Source organism: Blastococcus sp. URHD0036 (assembly GCF_000701365.1).
In the GTDB taxonomy this organism is placed as follows: domain Bacteria; phylum Actinomycetota; class Actinomycetes; order Mycobacteriales; family Geodermatophilaceae; genus Trujillonella.
Window position 1 is genome coordinate 205,221 of record NZ_JNIK01000016.1, and the last position, 18,276, is coordinate 223,496.

At 73.9% G+C, this 18,276-nt stretch carries 18 protein-coding genes and 1 tRNA gene; 15 read left to right on the forward strand and 4 right to left on the reverse strand.

The window, feature by feature from the left end:
• Window positions 1-2: 2 nt before the first annotated feature.
• The 4 genes from N555_RS0117355 to N555_RS0117370 all read right to left on the reverse strand — a co-directional run bounded on the left by N555_RS0117355 (window position 3) and on the right by N555_RS0117370 (window position 2,646).
• Window positions 3-896 (reverse strand): alpha/beta fold hydrolase, encoded by an 894-nt coding sequence (locus N555_RS0117355; RefSeq protein WP_051684215.1) that lies wholly within the window; start codon window positions 894-896, stop codon window positions 3-5.
• 73 nt (window positions 897-969) lie between these two features.
• Window positions 970-1,041: transfer RNA gene (locus N555_RS0117360), tRNA-Arg, on the reverse strand.
• 58 nt (window positions 1,042-1,099) lie between these two features.
• Window positions 1,100-1,792: a DUF305 domain-containing protein gene (locus N555_RS0117365; RefSeq protein ID WP_029432768.1), complete on the reverse strand. Its 693-nt coding sequence runs from the start codon at window positions 1,790-1,792 to the stop codon at window positions 1,100-1,102.
• A 14-nt stretch (window positions 1,793-1,806) separates the two neighbouring features.
• Window positions 1,807-2,646, reverse strand: coding sequence for a DUF3105 domain-containing protein (locus N555_RS0117370; protein WP_034511243.1), 840 nt, complete (start codon window positions 2,644-2,646; stop codon window positions 1,807-1,809).
• 162 nt (window positions 2,647-2,808) lie between these two features.
• On the opposite strand from N555_RS0117370, the gene argS reads away from it, so the two are divergent.
• The 15 genes from argS to atpE all read left to right on the forward strand — a co-directional run bounded on the left by argS (window position 2,809) and on the right by atpE (window position 18,267).
• Window positions 2,809-4,470 carry an arginine--tRNA ligase gene (gene argS / locus N555_RS0117375; protein ID WP_029432770.1) on the forward strand — a complete coding sequence of 554 codons (1,662 nt, stop codon included), beginning with the start codon at window positions 2,809-2,811 and terminating at the stop codon, window positions 4,468-4,470.
• Window positions 4,467-5,960 (forward strand): diaminopimelate decarboxylase, encoded by a 1,494-nt coding sequence (lysA, locus tag N555_RS0117380; protein ID WP_029432771.1) that lies wholly within the window; start codon window positions 4,467-4,469, stop codon window positions 5,958-5,960. Before argS ends, lysA begins: the two co-directional genes overlap by 4 nt.
• Window positions 5,957-7,261, forward strand: coding sequence for a homoserine dehydrogenase (locus tag N555_RS0117385; RefSeq protein WP_029432772.1), 1,305 nt, complete (start codon window positions 5,957-5,959; stop codon window positions 7,259-7,261). The genes lysA and N555_RS0117385 overlap by 4 nt, the downstream gene beginning before the upstream one ends.
• A complete protein-coding gene (gene thrC / locus N555_RS0117390; RefSeq protein WP_051684188.1) occupies window positions 7,258-8,337 on the forward strand; it encodes a threonine synthase in 1,080 nt (359 codons plus the stop codon). The genes N555_RS0117385 and thrC overlap by 4 nt, the downstream gene beginning before the upstream one ends.
• Window positions 8,338-8,356: 19 nt before the next feature.
• Window positions 8,357-9,307 carry a homoserine kinase gene (gene thrB, locus N555_RS0117395; protein WP_029432774.1) on the forward strand — a complete coding sequence of 317 codons (951 nt, stop codon included), beginning with the start codon at window positions 8,357-8,359 and terminating at the stop codon, window positions 9,305-9,307.
• 361 nt (window positions 9,308-9,668) lie between these two features.
• Window positions 9,669-11,783: a transcription termination factor Rho gene (gene rho / locus N555_RS0117400; RefSeq protein WP_369794037.1), complete on the forward strand. Its 2,115-nt coding sequence runs from the start codon at window positions 9,669-9,671 to the stop codon at window positions 11,781-11,783.
• 135 nt (window positions 11,784-11,918) lie between these two features.
• Window positions 11,919-12,152, forward strand: coding sequence for a 50S ribosomal protein L31 (gene rpmE, locus N555_RS0117405; protein ID WP_029432776.1), 234 nt, complete (start codon window positions 11,919-11,921; stop codon window positions 12,150-12,152).
• Window positions 12,153-12,251: 99 nt separating this feature from the next.
• Entirely contained in the window at window positions 12,252-13,328 is a 1,077-nt protein-coding gene (gene prfA, locus N555_RS0117410) for a peptide chain release factor 1 (RefSeq protein WP_029432777.1), read from the forward strand.
• A gap of 17 nt (window positions 13,329-13,345) precedes the next feature.
• The gene (prmC, locus tag N555_RS0117415; protein WP_255347368.1) at window positions 13,346-14,203 is read left to right on the forward strand and encodes a peptide chain release factor N(5)-glutamine methyltransferase; all 858 of its coding nucleotides are present in this window, start codon (window positions 13,346-13,348) and stop codon (window positions 14,201-14,203) included.
• Window positions 14,204-14,209: 6 nt separating this feature from the next.
• The gene (locus N555_RS0117420; protein WP_029432778.1) at window positions 14,210-14,851 is read left to right on the forward strand and encodes an L-threonylcarbamoyladenylate synthase; all 642 of its coding nucleotides are present in this window, start codon (window positions 14,210-14,212) and stop codon (window positions 14,849-14,851) included.
• A gap of 115 nt (window positions 14,852-14,966) precedes the next feature.
• Window positions 14,967-16,229, forward strand: coding sequence for a glycosyltransferase family 4 protein (locus N555_RS0117425; protein WP_051684189.1), 1,263 nt, complete (start codon window positions 14,967-14,969; stop codon window positions 16,227-16,229).
• Complete coding sequence (locus tag N555_RS0117430) at window positions 16,226-16,681, forward strand: hypothetical protein (RefSeq protein WP_029432780.1); 456 nt, start codon at window positions 16,226-16,228, stop codon at window positions 16,679-16,681. The genes N555_RS0117425 and N555_RS0117430 overlap by 4 nt, the downstream gene beginning before the upstream one ends.
• Window positions 16,682-16,876: 195 nt before the next feature.
• Complete coding sequence (locus N555_RS26145) at window positions 16,877-17,089, forward strand: hypothetical protein (protein WP_231502955.1); 213 nt, start codon at window positions 16,877-16,879, stop codon at window positions 17,087-17,089.
• Window positions 17,086-17,913 carry a F0F1 ATP synthase subunit A gene (gene atpB / locus N555_RS0117440; RefSeq protein ID WP_029432782.1) on the forward strand — a complete coding sequence of 276 codons (828 nt, stop codon included), beginning with the start codon at window positions 17,086-17,088 and terminating at the stop codon, window positions 17,911-17,913. Before N555_RS26145 ends, atpB begins: the two co-directional genes overlap by 4 nt.
• A gap of 126 nt (window positions 17,914-18,039) precedes the next feature.
• Window positions 18,040-18,267: an ATP synthase F0 subunit C gene (gene atpE / locus N555_RS0117445; protein ID WP_029432783.1), complete on the forward strand. Its 228-nt coding sequence runs from the start codon at window positions 18,040-18,042 to the stop codon at window positions 18,265-18,267.
• Window positions 18,268-18,276: the final 9 nt, after the last annotated feature.

Sequence of the window (18,276 nt, forward strand, 5' to 3'; positions counted from 1 at the left end):
GGTCAGCGGGCGCCCTCGCCGCGCTGCACGACCGCGGAGATGCGGTCGACGACGTCCGGCCACAGCTCGCGCGGCAAGTCGTGCCCCATGCCCTCGACCACCCAGAGGTCGGCGCCGGGGATCGCGGCGGCGGTGGCGCGCCCACCGCTGACGTCGACGAGCGTGTCCTGCGCGCCGTGGACCACCAGGGTGGGGACGGTGATCTCGCCGAGGTGCGCCGTCCGGTCGTCGGTCGTGAGGATCGCGGCCAGCTGGCGGGCGACCCCGGCGGGGTCGTAGGCCCGGTCGAAGGAGAGGCCGGCGCGCTCGCGCAGGGCCGCCTCGTCGAACTCGAAGCCGGGGGAGCCGATCACCCGGTAGGTGTCGACGGCGCGCTGCAGCGCCTCGTCGCGGCTCGTCGCCGGCGGCGCGAAGAGGACGCCGAGCGCCACCTCGGCCGGGCTCCCGACGCTGCGGTCGCCCGTCGTGGACATGATCGACACCAGGCTGCGCACCCGGTGCGGGTGCCGGATGGTCAGCGACTGGGCGATCATGCCGCCCATCGAGGCGCCGACGACGTGGGCGCTCTCCCAGCCGAGGGCGTCGAGCAGGCCCGCGGTGTCGTCGGCCATGTCGGCCAGCGAGTAGGGCGCGGTCCCGGCGCCGGCGAACAGGCTCATGACGTCCGGGGCGCCGGCGTCGTCCAGGTGCGTCGAGAGCCCGATGTCGCGGTTGTCGAAGCGGACGACGTGGTGGCCCCGGTCGGCCAGGGCCCGGCAGAACCCGTCCGGCCAGCCGACCATCTGCGTGGCCAGGCCCATGACCAGCAGCAGGGGGGTGTCGCCGGGCGAGCCGAAGCTCTCGTAGGCGAGCTCGACGTCCCCGACGGTGGTGCGCTGCACCTCGCTGTGCTCCATGACCGGGACGCTAACCCGGGCCGATCCGCCCGGCGCGGAGACGGCCGGCGGTGCGAACAGCGGTGTCGTGAGGTGCCCCCGGCAGGATTCGAACCTGCGCCCCTGCCTCCGGAGGGCAGTGCTCTATCCCCTGAGCTACGGGGGCTCGGGGCAGGACAGAAGTTACCAGCCCCGCTCCGGCCGTCCGACGGCGGTGCCTGCCGTCAGGGCGGCGGGAGCGGGGTCCCGCCCCGGGCGGTGAGCATGTCGGTCATCAGCTCCGTCTCGGCGGTCTGCGCCTCGACGATGGAGCGGGCGAGGGAGCGGACGGCGTCCTCGTCCGCGTGCTCGGCCGCGTACTGCGCCATGCCCAGGCCGCCCTGGTGGTGGCGGATCATGAGCCGGAGGAACTCGACGTCGAACTCGGCGCCGGACAGCTGCCGCAGCTGCGCCAACTCCTCCTCGGTGGCCATCCCCGGCATGAGGGCTGCGCCCCCGGCGGCCGTTCCGTCCATGCCCTCCATGCCCGACATGTCATGGCCGGAGTGGCCTCCCATCCAGGACATCCGTTCGCCACCGGTCAGCGAGACGCCCCAGAGCGAGAGCCACCCCTGCATCCGGCCGGCCTGGTTGTTCTGCGTCTCGGCGATGTCGAAGGCCAGGCCGCGCACCTCGGGGTCGGTGCTCCGGTCCAGCGCCAGGTTGGCCATCTCGACGCCCTGGGTGTGGTGCAGGGCCATGTCGCGGCTGAAGCCGGCGTCCACCGACTCGGCGTCCGGTACCGACGCCTCGTCCCGGCCGATGCCGAGGGCCACCGCCAGCCCCCCGCCGAGCACGACCAGCGCGACGGCGATGACGGCGAGCAGGGCGGTGCGCAGCGGTCCGCGGCCCGTTCCGGTCGGTGTGGGGGTGTCCATGCCGGCGGCTCCGGTCACTCGGCCGGCGCCGTGGTGGAGCTCTCCGCGGCCGTGGGGGCGGCGCCGTCGGCCGGTGCCGCGGCGTCCTCGGACGCCAGTCGCGGAGCGGCGATGAAGTCGGGGTTCTCGCAGCTGGCGCCTGGCTCCGGCGTGAACTCGGAGTTGAGCGTCAGGAAGTCGGCGAACTCCTCCAGGCGCGGGTCGTCGGCGCTGTCGACCTTGAGCTGGTGACCCCAGGCCTGGATGCTCACCGGCGCGTCGAGGCCCTCGTAGGGCGACATCATCCGGCCGGCTCGCCCCTCGACGAGGTCGGCGAGGGTGGCGATGTCGTCGTCGGAGAGCGCGGCGGGGTCGTAGGTGATCCACACCGCGCCGTGCTCGAGGCTGTGGACGGCGTTCTCGTGCCGGATGTCGACGTCGTAGACGGTGCCGGTGCAGTCCGCCCAGCCCGGCGGCGGCTCGTGCGGACCGCCCACGGGGGGCGACTGCTCGTAGGTGACGGTCGCGGTCGTGTGGTCCTGGGACAGATCCGTGTAGGTCTGGACGCCGTCGATCTCGCTGACGGAGTCGATCGCGTTGGCGTCGGCCTCGCGCACCTTGAGGACGGCGTAGGTCAGCACGGCCCCGGCGAAGACGACGACCGCGATCGCGGCGGCGATGAGTCCCCACGGCCGCTGCGGGCTGACCACGTTGGTCACCGGGCGGGTGCGACCGCCCTTGCCGGCGGGACCCTTCCCGCCGGAGGTGCGCGACCCGGCCGGACGGGAGCCGCTCGAGCCCCGGCCGGACGACCCGGAGCTGCCGGACGCTCCGCGCGCGCTCCGGGGGTCTCCGGGCTTACCGTCCTTGGGCACAGCATCTCCTCGCTCGTCGGCGCGGGCCGACATCCCGCGGCCCGCGGGGGGAGCGCTCCGGCTCCTCCCGTCGATCGAGTCTAGGTCGGCTCCCTGGCAGGAGCCTGGAACCCGGACGAGACCTCGGCCGGGGCGCGGCGGCCTGCCCCGTACGATCGCGCGGTGACACCCGAGCACTTGCGCGACCTCGTCCGGACCGCGGTCGGGGCGGCAGTCGAGCACGGCTCGCTCGCCGTCGACGTCCCCGACGACCTCGTCATCGAGCGGCCCCGGAACCCCGAGCACGGCGACTACGCCACCAACGTGGCGATGCGGCTGGCGAAGCCGGCCGGCCGCCCACCGCGTGAGGTCGCCGAGGTGGTCGCCGCGGAGCTGCGGGCCCTCGACGGCATCGACCGGGTCGACGTCGCCGGTCCGGGGTTCCTCAACATCACCCTGGCCAAGGACGCGCTGGGGCAGATCGCCGTCCGCGCGGTCACCGCGGGGGAGGACTACGGGCGCACCGACACCCTCGCCGGGCAGCGGCTGAACCTGGAGTTCGTCTCGGCGAACCCGACCGGGCCGGTGCACATCGGCGGCACCCGGTGGGCCGCCGTCGGCGACGCGCTGGGCCGGCTGCTCACCGCCAGCGGCGCCGACGTCAGCCGGGAGTACTACTTCAACGACGCCGGCTCGCAGATCGACCGCTTCGCCCGCAGCCTGCAGGCCGCGGCGCTGGGGCAGCCCGTCCCGGAGGACGGCTACGCCGGGGACTACATCGGCGAGATCGCCGCGCAGGTGGTGGCCGCGGAGCCGGGCATCCTGGAGCTGCCCGCCGAGGAGCAGCAGGAGCGCTTCCGCGTCCGCGGCGTCGAGCTGATGTTCGCCGAGATCAAGCGCAGCCTGGCCGGCTTCGGCGTCGTCTTCGACACCTACTTCTCCGAGAAGACGCTGCACGACAGCGGCGCGCTGGAGAAGGCGGTCGCGCGGCTGCGCCAGCAGGGGCACGTCTACGAGGCCGACGGCGCCGTGTGGCTCCGGACGACGGACTTCGCCGACGACAAGGACCGCGTCCTGGTGAAGAGCGACGGCGAGCCGACCTACTTCGCCGCGGACTGCGCCTACTACCTGGACAAGCGCGAGCGCGGCTTCGACCGCGTCGTGATCATGCTGGGCGCCGACCACACCGGCTACGTCGGCCGGTACAAGGCGTTGGTCGCGGCCATGGGCGACGACCCGCAGACCAACCTCGAGATCCTGATCGGCCAGCTGGTCAACCTCGTGCGCAACGGCGAGCCGGTGCGGATGAGCAAGCGGGCCGGCACGGTGGTCAACCTCGAGGACCTGGTCGACGCGATCGGCGCCGACGCGGCCCGGTACGCGCTGGCCCGCGCCTCGGTCGACCAGCAGATCGACCTCGATCTCGACGCCTGGACCCGGCAGACCAACGACAACCCGGTCTTCTACGTGCAGTACGCGCACGCCCGCATCTCCTCGCTGCTGCGCAACGCCGCCGACCTGGGGCTGCACCTGGGCGAGGCGGCCGACGTCGAGACCGCGGCGCTCGCCCACCCGCGGGAGGGCGACCTGCTCCGGGCGCTCGGCGAGTTCCCCCGGGTCGTCGCCTCGGCCGCGGAGCTGCGCGCCCCGCACCGGGTGGCCCGGTACCTCGAGGAGCTGGCCGGCACCTACCACCGGTTCTACGACGAGTGCCGGGTGCTGCCCCGGGGTGACGAGGAGGCGACCGCGCTGACCACCGCCCGGCTGTGGCTGTGCGCGGCCACCGCCGTCGTCCTGCGCAACGGCCTGGCCGTGCTCGGCGTCTCCGCTCCGGAGCGGATGTGAGGGCGCACCCGGCCGGGCCGCTCCACGGCGCCTTCGAGATCGCGTCCGCCGTCGGTGCGCCGCCGGCCGACCTCGGCGCGCTCGACCCGCAGGTGTGGCCGCGCTCGGCGTCCCGCGTCGACGGCGAGCTGCACCTGGCCGGCCGCCCGGTGACCGAGCTGGCCCGCGAGCACGGCACGCCGCTGTTCGTCCTCGACGAGGCCGACTTCCGGGGCCGCGCCGCCGACTTCGCCACCGCCTTCAGCGACGCCGACGTCCACTACGCCTCGAAGGCGTTCCTGTGCGGGCAGGTCGCCCGCTGGATCGCCGAGGACGGGCTGCACCTGGACGCCTGCAGCGGCAACGAGCTCGCCGTCGCGCTGGCCGCCGGCTTCCCGGCTGAGCGGATCGCGCTGCACGGCAACAACAAGTCGCTGGTGGAGCTGCAGCTGGCGGTCGAGGCCGGCATCGGTCACGTCGTCGTCGACTCCTTCGACGAGATCGACCGGCTGGTCCCGCTGGCCGCCGCCCGGGTCGCCGCGGGCGGGTCGCCGGTGCCGGTGCTGATCCGCACCACGGTCGGCATCGAGGCACACACCCACGAGTTCATCGCCACGGCACACGAGGACCAGAAGTTCGGCTTCTCCCTCGCCACCGGGGACGCGCTCACCGCCGCGGTGCGGATCATCCGCGAGCCCGCGCTGCACCTGACCGGCCTGCACAGCCACATCGGCTCGCAGATCTTCGACACCGCCGGCTTCGAGGCCGCCGCGCACCGGGTGGTCGGCCTGATGGGCCAGATCGCCCAGGCGACCGGGCAGGTGCTCGGCGAGCTCAACCTCGGCGGCGGTTTCGGCATCGCCTACCTGCCCGACGACGACCCGGTGACCCCCGGGGACGTCGCCCGCCGGCTGCGCGCCGTCGTCGCGGCCGAGTGCGCGGCCCTGGACCTGCCGGTCCCGCGGCTGGCCGTGGAGCCCGGCCGGGCGATCGCCGGGCCCGGCACGGTGACGCTGTACGAGATCGGCACGATCAAGCCGGTCCGGCTGGGTGCCGGCGGGACGTCGGGTGCCCCGGCGGTCCGCAACTACGTCTCGGTCGACGGCGGGATGAGCGACAACATCCGCACCGCCCTCTACGACGCCTCCTACACCTGCGTGCTGGCCAACCGGACCTCCACCGCGCCGCCGGCCCTGTGCCGGGTGGTGGGCAAGCACTGCGAGAGCGGCGACGTGCTGGTCCGCGACCTCTGGCTGCCCTCGGACGTCGTTCCCGGTGACCTGCTCGCGGTGGCCGCGACCGGCGCCTACTGCTGGTCGATGGCGAGCAACTACAACTACCTGCTCAAGCCCCCGGTGGTCGCCGTCCGGGACGGCGCCGCCACGGAGATCGTCCGGCGTCAGACACTGTCCGACGTGTTCGCCCTCGACGCCGTCCTCGCCGGGACACCCGCCCCCTCGCCGGCGATCGACCAGCCCGCTCCCGAGCACGCCGCGGGAGCCCGCTCGTGACGCGCCCGCTGCGGGTGGCCCTGCTCGGCTGCGGCACGGTCGGGGGGGCGGTGCTGCGGCTGCTCGACCAGCAGTCCGGTGACCTCGCCGCGCGCATCGGCCGGCCGGTCGAGGTCGCCGGGGTCGCCGTCCGCCGTCCCGACCGGCACCCCGAGGTGCCCGCCGGCCTGCTCACCACCGACGCGCACGCCCTGGTCACCCGGGACGACGTCGACCTCGTCGTCGAGGTGATCGGCGGCATCGAGCCGGCCCGCACGCTGATGCTGGCCGCGTTCGCCGCGGGGAAGTCGGTGGTCAGCGCGAACAAGGCGCTGCTGGCCGACGACGGCGTGGCGCTGCACGAGGCCGCGGCGAAGGCCGGCGTCGACCTCTACTACGAGGCCGCGGTCGCCGGGGCGATCCCGATGCTGCGCCCGCTGCGCGAGTCGCTGGCCGGTGACCAGCTGCGCCGGGTGGTCGGCATCGTCAACGGCACGACCAACTACATCCTGTCCCGGATGGCCGAGACCGGCGCCGGCTTCACCGAGGCCCTGGCCGAGGCCACCGACCTCGGGTACGCCGAGGCCGACCCCACCGCCGACGTCGACGGGTTCGACGCCGCCGCCAAGGCCGCGATCCTCGCCTCGCTGGCCTTCCACACCGCCGTGACCGCCGCCGACGTCTACCGCGAGGGCATCTCCGCGGTCACCGCCGTCGACGTCGCCCGGGCCGCGGAGATCGGCTGCACGGTCAAGCTCCTGGCGATCTGCGAGCGGGTGCCGGCACCCGAGGGCAGCGGCGAGCCGGACTCGGTTGCCGTCCGCGTGCACCCGGCGATGATCCCGACGACGCATCCGCTGGCCGCCGTCGGCGGAGCGTTCAACGCCGTCTTCGTCGAGGCCGAGGCCGCCGGGGAGCTGATGTTCTACGGCCGTGGCGCCGGCGGTGAGCCGACCGCCAGCGCCGTGCTCGGCGACCTCGTGGCCGTGGCCCGCAACCGGGTCGCCGGCGTCGCCGGTCCCGGCATCACCACCTACGCGGGGCTGCCCGCGCGGCCGATCGCGGAGACGCCGACGCGGTACCACGTGAGCCTCGACGTGGCCGACCGGCCCGGCGTTCTGGCGACCGTGGCCCAGGAGTTCGCCCGGCACGGGGTGAGCATCGCGACCGTGCGCCAGGACGGCCACGGCGACGCCGCGACGCTGGTCATCGTCACCCACAGCGCGCCCGACGCGGCGCTGTCGACGACGGTGACCGCGCTGCGCGAGATGCCCGCGGTCCGCGGGGTCACCAGCGTGCTTCGAGTGGAGGGGCTGTCATGACCGGAACGCTGCGCGGGGCCGTGTCGCCGCACTGGCCGGGGCTCATCGAGGCCTACCGCTCCCGGCTCCCGGTCAGCGACAGCACGCCGGTGGTGACCCTGCAGGAGGGGGCGACCCCGCTGGTGCCGGCCGTCGAGATCTCCCGGCGCACCGGCTGCGAGGTGTACCTGAAGGTCGAGGGGGCCAACCCCACCGGGTCCTTCAAGGACCGCGGGATGACGATGGCCATCACCAAGGCCAAGGAGGAGGGCGCGCAGGCGGTCATCTGCGCCTCCACCGGCAACACCAGCGCGAGCGCGGCCGCCTACGCCGCGCGCGCGGGGCTCACCTGCGCCGTCCTGGTCCCGACCGGGAAGATCGCCATGGGCAAGCTGGCCCAGGCGCTGGTGCACGGCGCCAAGCTGCTGCAGGTCGACGGCAACTTCGACGACTGCCTCGCGCTGGCCAGCAAGCTCGCCATCGACTACCCGGTCAGCCTGGTCAACAGCGTCAACCAGTACCGGATCGAGGGGCAGAAGACCGCGTCGTTCGAGATCGTCGACGTCCTCGGCGACGCCCCGGACATCCACTGCCTGCCGGTCGGTAACGCCGGCAACATCACCGCCTACTGGCAGGGGTACCGCGAGTACGCCGCCGACGGGATCGCGACCCGCACCCCGCGGATGTGGGGCTTCCAGGCGGCCGGCTCGGCACCGATCGTCGACGGCGCCGTGGTGGAGCACCCGCAGACCATCGCGACGGCGATCCGCATCGGCAACCCCGCCTCGTGGACCAAGGCGCTGACCGCCCGCGACGAGTCCGGCGGCCGCATCGACGCCGTCACCGATCGGGAGATCCTGGCCGCCTACCGGCTGGTCGCCCGTACCGAGGCCGTCTTCGTCGAGCCGGCCTCGGCCGCCTCGGTCGCGGGGCTGCTCAAGGTCGCGGCGGCCGGTGAGCTGGAGCCGGGCCAGCGGGTGGTCTGCACGGTCACCGGCAACGGGCTCAAGGACCCGGAGTGGGCGATCTCCGGCGCGCCCGCGCCGGTCACGATCCCCGTGGACGCGACCGCTGCGGCCGCGCAGCTCGGCCTGTGAACCGGTCGGGGAGCCGGCGGTGAGCGGGGCCCGCACCTCGGTGCGGATCCGCGTGCCGGCGACCAGTGCCAACCTCGGTCCGGCGTTCGACTGCGCCGGCCTGGCGCTGAGCTGCGCCGACGACCTGGACTTCACCGTCACCGACGGTGGCCTGTCGGTGGAGATGACCGGCGAGGGCGCCGACGAGCTGCCCACCGACGAGTCGCACCTGGTGGTGCGGGCCTTCCGCGCCGCGTGCGACGAGCTCGGGTGGGCGCCCCCGGGGCTGCGGCTCGCCACGACGAACGCCATCCCGCAGGGCCGGGGGATGGGCTCGTCGGCCGCCGCCGTCGTCGGCGGGGTGTTCGGTGCCTGGGCGCTGTGCCCCGACGTGGGCGCGATCGACCTGGGCGCCGTCCTGCGCCTGGCGGACCGGTTCGAGGGGCACGCCGACAACGTCGCCGCCTGCCTGCACGGCGGGGTCACCCTGGTCTGGGCGGGCGACGACGGCCCGGTGGCCGAGCGGCTCGACGTCGACCCGCGGATCCAGCCGCTGCTCCTCGTGCCCGGGAGCACGCTGTCGACCACCGCCGCCCGCGGGCTGCTGCCCGAACTGGTGCCGCACGGCGACGCGTCGTTCAACGCCGGCCGCTCGGCTCTGCTCGTCGCCGCGCTCACCTGGGACCCCGGCCTGCTCCTGCCCGCCACCGAGGACCGGCTGCACCAGCGGCAGCGCGCCGCGGCCATGCCCGACAGCCTGGCCCTGGTCGAGCGGCTGCGCGCCGAGGGGCTGGCGGCCGTCGTCTCGGGGGCCGGGCCCAGCGTCCTGGTGCTCACCAGCCGGCAGCCCGGCGACGACCTCGTCGACTTCAGCGATGGCGCCGAGGTGCGCCGCGTCGCCGGCCTCGTCCCGACGGGCTGGCGGCTGCTGCCGCTGTCGGTCGACGGGACGGGGGCGCGGGTGCTGTCCGGGGCTCAGGTAACATCCTGATGACGAGGAACAGGCCGGGAACGACCGGTGTTGTCCTGCCCGTGAGCTGCATCTAGGCTCATGGTGTAGCCGCCCCAGTGGGGCAGGCCTCGCCGCGGGGCGTTGCAGACGAGAGTCCATCGCCGCAGATCCCGCCCCGCACCCATCGGACCCCTCCTTCGTGTCGACCCCGGAAAAAGACCGGACGGCAGGCGGAGTGGGTCATCCCCTGTGCCGGTAGGCGCAGGTCACCGCAGGGAAGGACCTGTACGTGAGCGAAACCACCGACCTCGTCGCCGTGCCCCAGGGCGCCGGTGACGAGGCACCTGCCGCTTCTGGGCAGGCGGGCCGATCCCGCCGCCGCGGCAGCGGGCTGTCGGGGATGCTGCTGCCCGAGCTGCAGCGCCTGGCGGCCGAACTGGGCATCTCGGGCACCGCCCGGATGCGCAAGGGCGACCTCGTCGCCGCGATCTCCGCCCAGCAGGTGGGCGGCGACGACACCCCGGGCGCGACCGACGCCGGCTCGCGGGACGGCGTGCCGGCCCCGCGCGGCGTCGCGGCGACCGCCGCCCCCCTCGAGGCCCCCATCAGCGGCGGCGCCAACGGCGGTCCGCTGACCACCGCCGACGCCGACACCCCGGCGCAGGCGGAGACCCCGGCCGCGGCCCCGACCGAGCAGCCGCGCCGTCGCCGGGCGGCCAGCCGTCCGGCCGGCGCCCCGGCCGCCGACGCGGCCCCCGGCGACGGGCAGACCGCCGACGTGTCCGCGCCGGAGACCCCGGTCGCGGAGAGCCCGCGGAGCGACGACGACCGCGGTCCGCGCACCGACGACGAGCGCGGCGACGACGAGCGTCCCGCCCGCAACCGCGACCGCAACCGCACCCGCGACCGGGACGGCAACCGCGAGAGCGGTGACCGCGCGCCCCGCGAGGCCAACCGCGAGAGCGGTGACCGCGCTCCCCGCGAGGCCACCCGCGAGCGCAGCGAGCGTGCTCCCCGCGACGGCAACCGCGAGGGCGGCGAGCGTGCTCCCCGCGACGGTCAGCGCGAGGGCGGCGAGCGTCCGGCTCGCGACGGCCAGCGGGACGGCGGCGAGCGTGCCGCCCGCGACGGTGACCGGGACGGCAACCGCGGTCCCGACCGCGGCGACCGCAACGGTCGTCCCGACAACCGCGCCGACGGCAACCGCCCGGACGGCAACCGGGTCGACGGGCGCGGCGACAACCGCGTCCGCGACGACGAGGACGACGACGACTTCGAGGGCGGCCGCGGTCGCCGGGGCCGTCGCTACCGCGACCGGAACCGCCGCAACGGCCGGGACCGCTTCGACCAGCCGACCGAGCCGACCGTCGGCGAGGACGACGTCCTGCTCCCGGTGGCCGGCATCCTCGACGTGCTCGACAACTACGCCTTCGTCCGGACCTCGGGGTACCTGACCGGTCCCAACGACGTGTACGTGTCGCTGTCGCAGGTCCGCCGCTACGGGCTGCGCCGCGGTGACGCCATCACCGGCGCCGTCCGCCAGCCCCGCGAGGGCGAGCGCAAGGACAAGTACAACGCGCTGGTCCGGCTCGACACGGTCAACGGCCTGGACCCCGAGCAGGCCAAGGAGCGGCCGGAGTTCACCAAGCTCACCCCGCTCTACCCGCAGGAGCGCCTGCGGCTGGAGACCGAGCCCCAGCAGCTGACGACGCGGATCATCGATCTGGTCATGCCGATCGGCAAGGGCCAGCGCGCGCTCATCGTCAGCCCGCCCAAGGCCGGCAAGACGATGGTGCTGCAGGCGATCGCCAACGCGATCACGACGAACAACCCCGAGTGCCACCTCATGGTCGTCCTCGTCGACGAGCGGCCCGAGGAGGTCACCGACATGCAGCGGTCGGTGAAGGGCGAGGTCATCGCCTCGACCTTCGACCGCCCGCCGGCCGACCACACCACGGTCGCCGAGCTGTCGATCGAGCGGGCCAAGCGCCTGGTCGAGATGGGCCACGACGTCGTCGTCCTGCTGGACTCGATCACCCGGCTGGGCCGCGCCTACAACCTGGCCGCCCCGGCCAGCGGCCGGATCCTCTCCGGCGGTGTGGACTCCACGGCGCTGTACCCGCCCAAGCGCTTCCTCGGCGCCGCCCGCAACATCGAGAACGGCGGCTCGCTCACCATCATCGCCTCGGCGCTGGTGGAGACCGGGTCCACGATGGACACGGTCATCTTCGAGGAGTTCAAGGGCACCGGGAACGCGGAGATCAAGCTCGACCGCCGGCTGGCGGACAAGCGGATCTTCCCGGCGGTCGACGTCAACGCGTCAGGCACCCGCAAGGAGGAGATCCTCCTCGCGCCCGACGAGCTGGCGATCATCATCAAGCTGCGCCGGGTGCTGTCGGCACTGGAGCCGCAGCAGGCGATCGAGCTGCTGACCGACAAGCTGCGCAAGACGCGCAACAACATCGAGTTCCTGATGCAGATCCAGAAGACGACGCTCGGCCCCAACGGCGAGTAGCCCACCCGGCTGCCGGGCGGCCGCACCGATCGGGGATACTCGACGGTCGACGTACCGCCCGGCAGCCCTGGAATGCCGCACCGGTAGGCGGCGTTCAGTCAGACAGCACCGACACCTGCGGAAGAGGTCCACGGCATGAAGCCCGGCATCCACCCCGAGTACCACACCACCACGGTGACCTGTGGTTGCGGGAACACCTTCACCACGAAGAGCACCGTCCCCAGCGGTCAGCTGACCGTCGAGACCTGCTCCGCCTGCCACCCGTTCTACACGGGCAAGCAGCGGATCCTCGACACCGGTGGTCGCGTCGCCCGCTTCGAGAAGCGGTTCGGCAAGCGCGCCGACTCCAAGGTCCCGGCCGGCGAGTAGCTCTCCCGACGGCGCCCGTTCCCACCTCGTGCAGGGGTGGGGCGGGCGCCGTCGCCATGTCCGCACCGGGATCCCCACCCCCTCCGAGAGGCCGCCGCCATGAGCACACCCGACGCCGGGACCGACCGGCTCAGCGGGCTGCTCGACGAGCACGCGGCGCTGGAGCTCGAGCTCGCCGACCCCGCCGTGCACGCCGATGCGGGCCGCGCCCGCCGGCTGGGCCGGCGCTACGCGCAGCTCTCGCCGGTGGTGGAGACCGCCCGCGCGCTCGACCAGGCGCGCGACGACCTGGGCACCGCCCGCGAGCTCTCCGCCGAGGACGCCTCGTTCCGCGCGGAGGCCCAGGCGCTGGAGCAGCAGATCGAGGAGCTGACCGGCCGGCTGCGCGAGCAGCTGCTGCCCAAGGACCCCGACGACGACAAGGACGTCATCCTCGAGATCAAGGCGGGGGAGGGCGGTGCCGAGTCCGCGCTCTTCGCCGGCGACCTGCTCCGGATGTACCTGCGCTACGCCGAGCGGCGCGGCTGGTCCACCGAGGTGCTCGACGCCGTCGACGCCGACCTCGGCGGGTACAAGGACGTCGCCGTGGCGATCAAGTCGCGCACCGACGAGGGCATCTGGTCGCGGCTGAAGTTCGAGGGCGGGGTGCACCGCGTCCAGCGGGTGCCGGTGACCGAGAGCCAGGGGCGGATCCACACGTCCGCGGCCGGCGTCCTGGTGCTGCCCGAGGCCGAGGAGGTCGACGTCACCGTCGACCCGAACGACCTGCGGATCGACGTGTTCCGCTCCTCCGGCCCCGGTGGCCAGAGCGTGAACACCACGGACTCGGCCGTCCGGATCACCCACCTGCCGAGCGGCATCGTGGTCAGCTCGCAGAACGAGAAGAGCCAGCTGCAGAACAAGGAGTCCGCGCTCCGCGTGCTCCGCTCCCGCCTCCTGGCCGCCGCCCGCGACGAGGCCGCCGCGGTCGCCAGCGACCAGCGCCGCAGCCAGGTGCGGACCATGGACCGCAGCGAGCGGGTCCGGACCTACAACTTCCCGGAGAACCGGATCGCCGACCACCGGGTCGGCTACAAGGCGCACAACCTCGACCAGGTCATCGACGGCGACCTCGACGCGGTGATCGACGCCCTGACCGCCGCGCACACGGCCGAGTTGCTGGCGGCCGGCTCCTGAGCGAGACCCGGACGCTGCTGGCCGACGCCGCCCGCCGGCTCGCCGCGGCGGGCATCGAGTCCGCCCGTGTGGACGCCGAACTGCTGCTCGCGCACGCGACCGGCCGCAGCCGTGCCGGCCTGCTGACCCTCGACGAGCTCGACGGCCCCACCGCGGACCGGTTCGCCGGCCTCGTCGAGCAGCGCGCCGACCGCGTGCCCCTGCAGCACCTCACGGGACACGCGCCCTTCCGGTACCTCGAGCTCGCCGTGGGCCCCGGCGTGTTCGTCCCGCGTCCGGAGACCGAGCAGATCGTCGAGTGGTGCCTGGGCCGGCTGGCCGGGGGAGCGGAGCCGGTCGTCGTCGACCTCGGCACGGGGTCCGGGGCGATCGCGCTGTCGCTCGCGCACGAGCACCCCGGAGCGCGCGTGACCGCCGTCGAGCGCGACCCCGAGGCCATCGAGTGGACACGGGTCAACGCCGCCGCACGGGCCGCCGCCGGGGACCGGCCGGTCGAGGTGCTCGCCGGTGACATGACCGATCCGCGGCTGCTGACCGGCCTCGAGGGCCGGGTCGACCTCGTCGTCTCCAACCCGCCGTACGTGCCCGACGGCGCCCGGCTGCCCCGGGAGGTCGCCGACCACGACCCGCCGCTGGCGCTGTGGGGCGGCCCCGACGGTCTCGACGTCGTCCGCGGGCTGCTGACCACCGCCGCCCGCCTTTTGCGGCCCGGGGGCGCACTGGCCATCGAGCACGCCGACCAGCAGGGCACCGCGCTGCCGGCCCTGGTGCGCGCGCACGGCGGCTGGGACGACGTCGCCGACCACCCCGACCTCGCCGGCCGCCCCCGCTTCACCACCGCCCGGCGGGTCGGCACGACGCCTGGGGGAGACTGACCCCCCGTGGCCGACCTCTACGACTGCTCCGACCCGGAGGCCCGCTCTGCCGGACTCGATGCCGCGGCCGCGGCGATCGGTCGCGGCGAGCTGGTGCTCATGCCCACCGACACCGTCTACGGGGTCGCGGCCGACGCCTTCGCCCCCGCCGCCGTCACCCGGCTGCTCGCCGCGAAGAACCGTGGCCGCGCCATGCCCGTCCCCGTCCTCATCGGCGAGGCCTCGACGCTCGCCGGCCTGGTCGTCGACCTGCCGGACGTCGCGCACCGGCTCGCCGAGGAGTTCTGGCCCGGCGGCCTGACGCTCGTCCTCGAGCACGCGCCGTCGCTGGCCTGGGACCTCGGCGACGCCGAGGGCACCGTCGCCGTCCGCCTGCCCGACGACGAGGTCGCCCGCGAGTTGCTGCGCCGCACCGGCCCCCTCGCCGTCTCCAGCGCCAACCGGTCCGGCCGGCCCGCCGCCACCGACGCCGCCGGCGCGGTCGAGCAGCTGGGGGAGCGGGCGGCGGTCGTCCTCGACGCCGGACCCCGCGCCGGGTCGGCGGCCAGCACCATCGTCGACTGCACCGCGCCCACCCCGCGGGTGCTGCGGGTCGGCGCCGTCGACGTCGACCGGCTGCGTGCCGTCGTCCCCGAGCTGACCGACTAGGCCGCGCCGGGGCGTTACCGTGGACCGACCAACGCCGTCCAGCCCGGGAGATCCCGCGATGTGCATCCCCGGCCGCAGCACCCCGCGCGCGACGCCGCCCGGCACCGTCTGAGCCATGCGCGAGTACCTCGTCGTCCTCCTCGTCGCCGGGCTGGTGACCTTCCTCGCCACCCCGGTGGTGCGGGTCGCCGCCGTGCGGCTGCGGATGATGGCCGCCCCCCGCGAGCGGGACGTGCACGTCATCCCGACGCCGCGCGGCGGGGGAGTGGCGATGTACCTGGGCGTCGCCGCCGCGGTCCTCGTGGCCACCCGGCTGCCGGCGCTGCAACGCACCTTCGACGACTCGCAGACCGCCGCAGTCCTGGCGGCCGGCGGGCTGATCTGCCTGCTCGGCGCGCTGGACGACAAGTTCGGCCTGGACGCGCTGACCAAGCTGACCGGCCAGATCGCCGCCGCCGGGGTCATGGTGCTGCTGGGCGTGCAGCTGTCGTTCGTCTTCCTGCCCGTCGCCGACCTCGGCACCATCTCGCTCGGACCCGACGTCGGGGTCCCGCTCACCATCCTGCTGACCGTGCTGACGGTGAACGCGCTGAACTTCATCGACGGCCTGGACGGGCTGGCCGCCGGGGTCTCGGCGATCGCCGCGCTGGCCTTCTTCGCCTACAGCTACAACCTGGGGCTGACCGGTTACGACGACGTCGCGAGCGCCCCGGCCCTGATCACGGCGGTGCTCGCCGGGGCGTGCCTGGGCTTCCTGCCGCACAACTTCAGTCCGGCCCGGATCTTCATGGGCGACTCCGGGTCGATGCTCGTCGGGCTGATGCTCGCCGCCGCGACCGTGTCGGCCACCGGCAACGTCGACCCGCAGTCGTTCGACTCGGCCGCCAGCCTGCTGCCGCTGACCCTGCCGCTGCTCGTGCCGATCGCCGTCCTCTTCATCCCGTTCATCGACCTGCTGATGGCGGTGATCCGCCGGACGCGCCGTGGCCGGTCGCCCTTCTCGCCGGACAAGATGCACCTGCACCACCGGCTGCTGGCCATCGGGCACTCGCACCGCCGCGCCGTGCTGGTCATGTACTTCTGGGCGGCGCTGCTCTCCAGCGGTGCGGTGGCGCTGTCGATCACCGGCGGCCGGGCGGAGCTGCTCGTGGCGATCGGCGCCCTCCTGGTGGTCGGCGTGGTCGTCGTCCTCGCCCCACGGACCCGGCGGGCGGCGCGGGAGGCCCGGGCCGCCGACCTGCTGGCCCAGCGCACGCGCAGCCGGGCCGCGCACCCCACGGCGCGGGCGGTGCGGCCGGCCGAGGACGGGCCCCCGGCGGGCTCGGCCCCCGTGGTGCGCACCCCCCGTCCGCCCGGTGCCGAGCAGGTGGTCCGATGAGCAGCATGTCCCGTCGAGCGAGCCGTCCCATGCCCCGCGAGGAGGCCGGCTGGGACCTGTCGTTCCTGCGGGTCGGCGCCCTCGCGACGCTCGCCGTGACCGCCGTCGCCGCGCCGGTCACCGGCCTGCTGGCCGGGTGGGACGACGCCGTCGGCGTGCTGGTCGGGGCGGCCGTCGTGACGGCGTTCTTCGTGGTCAGCGGCCTGGTCGTGGCCTGGGCGGGGCGGATCGACGACACGTTCACCCTGCCCGCGGCGATGGGCGCCTTCTTCGTCAAGGCGATCGTGCTGTTCGGCCTGCTGAACGCGCTCCCCGAGGACGGCTGGCTGGACCGGCTGACCCTCGCCTGGTCGGTCATCGTCGGTGCGCTGCTCTGGAGCGGCGTCCAGTTGCGCTGGGTCTGGACGCGCCCGATCTACTACGTCGCGCCACCCCGCCCACCCGCCGGCTGACCACCCGGTCGGGTGGTCTGCCCGGCTCCTCCGGCGCACCCCGGGAGACCCGCGACACGCGGCTGATAGTGTCCGGAACCGATGGCCGAGGACGACCCGAGACCTGGGTCCGCGCGGCCTTCGCCCGACAGACCCTCCGGGGGCGGCAGTGGTGCCGAGACCGGATGGGCGGTCACCGGGACGTTGATCTCCGGCATGGCCGTGTGGGGCGGAGCCGGGTGGCTGCTCGACCAGTGGCTGGACACGCGTGTGTTCTTCCCGGTCGGCATCATCCTCGGCATGGCGGTGGCGATCTACGTGGTCGTCCTCCGGTTCGGCGGCCTGCCCTCGCCATCAGGGGCGTCGCACACCAGCACCAGCCAGGGCGGACGACGGAGCCGGCCCGGGACGCAGAAGGGACAACGGTGACCTCCAGCGCCCTCGCGCTAGCAGGCGTGCTCGCTGCCGAGTCCGGCTCGGGTGACGGGTTCGAGGCCCCCGGCCTCGGCGAGTTCTACCCCGAACCCCTCACCGAGTTCTCGGTGTTCGGCGTCGACTTCGAGATCACCCGCATCACGCTCGGTCTGTGGTTCGCCACCCTCGCGATGATCGTGTTCATGGTGCTGACGGTGCGCAAGCCGTCCATCGTGCCGGGGAAGATGCAGTTCATCGGGGAGAGCGGCTACTCGCTCGTCCGCGACGGGATCGCCCGCGACGTGGTGGGGCCCCGCGGGCTCCCCTTCGCGCCGTTCCTCGCCTCGCTGTTCTTCTTCATCCTCGCGAACAACTTCATGTCGATCCTGCCGCTGGCGCAGATTTCGCCGATGTCGAAGTTCGCCTTCCCGCTGGTCCTCGCGGTCATCTGCTGGGTGCTCTACATCTACATCGGCATCCGCGAGCAGGGTGTCGGGAAGTACTTCAAGGACATCCTCTTCCTGCCCGGCGTGCCGAAGCCGATGTACATCCTCGTCACGCCGATCGAGATCCTCCAGAACTTCATCGTCCGGCCGTTCACCCTGGCCGTCCGACTCTTCGCGAACATGTTCGCCGGCCACATGCTGCTGGTCGTCTTCTCGCTGGGTGCGGTGTACCTGTTCCAGCGGGACAACTTCTCGGTCATCTTCGGCCCGATCTCGGCCCTCATGGCGATCGTGATGACCTTCTTCGAGCTGCTGGTCATCTTCCTGCAGGCCTACGTCTTCACCGTCCTGATGGGCACCTACCTCAACGGGTCGATCGAAGCCGAGCACTGATCGCCTGGTACTGAGTCCAATACGGTTCGGTCCACACCGGCCGGGACCCCCGAATGGCACCACCCCGCACCACCCCCGAAAGCCGCCCGGCAGACGCCGGGTGACGACACAGGAGGATCACCTCGCATGGACCTGTTGGCAGAGCTGACCGGCAGCATCGGTTCGGTGGGCTACGGCCTCGCCGCCATCGGCCCCGGTATCGGTGTGGGCATCGTGTGGGCGGCCTACATCCAGGCCACCGCCCGCCAGCCCGAGTCGGCCGGCCTGACCCGCACCTACGCCTTCCTCGGCTTCGCGCTCTCCGAGGCGCTGGCCCTGATCGGCTTCGTCGTCCCCTTCGTCTTCGGCACCTGATCCGTACCT

Coding starts and splice junctions, on each gene's coding strand:
- N555_RS0117355 (WP_051684215.1), bottom strand. CDS start 896: ATGGAGCACAGCGAGGTGCAGCGCACCACCGTCGGGGACGTCGAGCTC.
- N555_RS0117365 (WP_029432768.1), bottom strand. CDS start 1,792: ATGGACACCCCCACACCGACCGGAACGGGCCGCGGACCGCTGCGCACC.
- thrC (WP_051684188.1), top strand. CDS start 7,258: ATGACCGGAACGCTGCGCGGGGCCGTGTCGCCGCACTGGCCGGGGCTC.
- rho (WP_369794037.1), top strand. CDS start 9,669: ATGCTGCTGCCCGAGCTGCAGCGCCTGGCGGCCGAACTGGGCATCTCG.
- rpmE (WP_029432776.1), top strand. CDS start 11,919: ATGAAGCCCGGCATCCACCCCGAGTACCACACCACCACGGTGACCTGT.
- prfA (WP_029432777.1), top strand. CDS start 12,252: ATGAGCACACCCGACGCCGGGACCGACCGGCTCAGCGGGCTGCTCGAC.
- N555_RS0117425 (WP_051684189.1), top strand. CDS start 14,967: ATGCGCGAGTACCTCGTCGTCCTCCTCGTCGCCGGGCTGGTGACCTTC.
- N555_RS0117430 (WP_029432780.1), top strand. CDS start 16,226: ATGAGCAGCATGTCCCGTCGAGCGAGCCGTCCCATGCCCCGCGAGGAG.
- N555_RS26145 (WP_231502955.1), top strand. CDS start 16,877: ATGGCCGTGTGGGGCGGAGCCGGGTGGCTGCTCGACCAGTGGCTGGAC.
- atpE (WP_029432783.1), top strand. CDS start 18,040: ATGGACCTGTTGGCAGAGCTGACCGGCAGCATCGGTTCGGTGGGCTAC.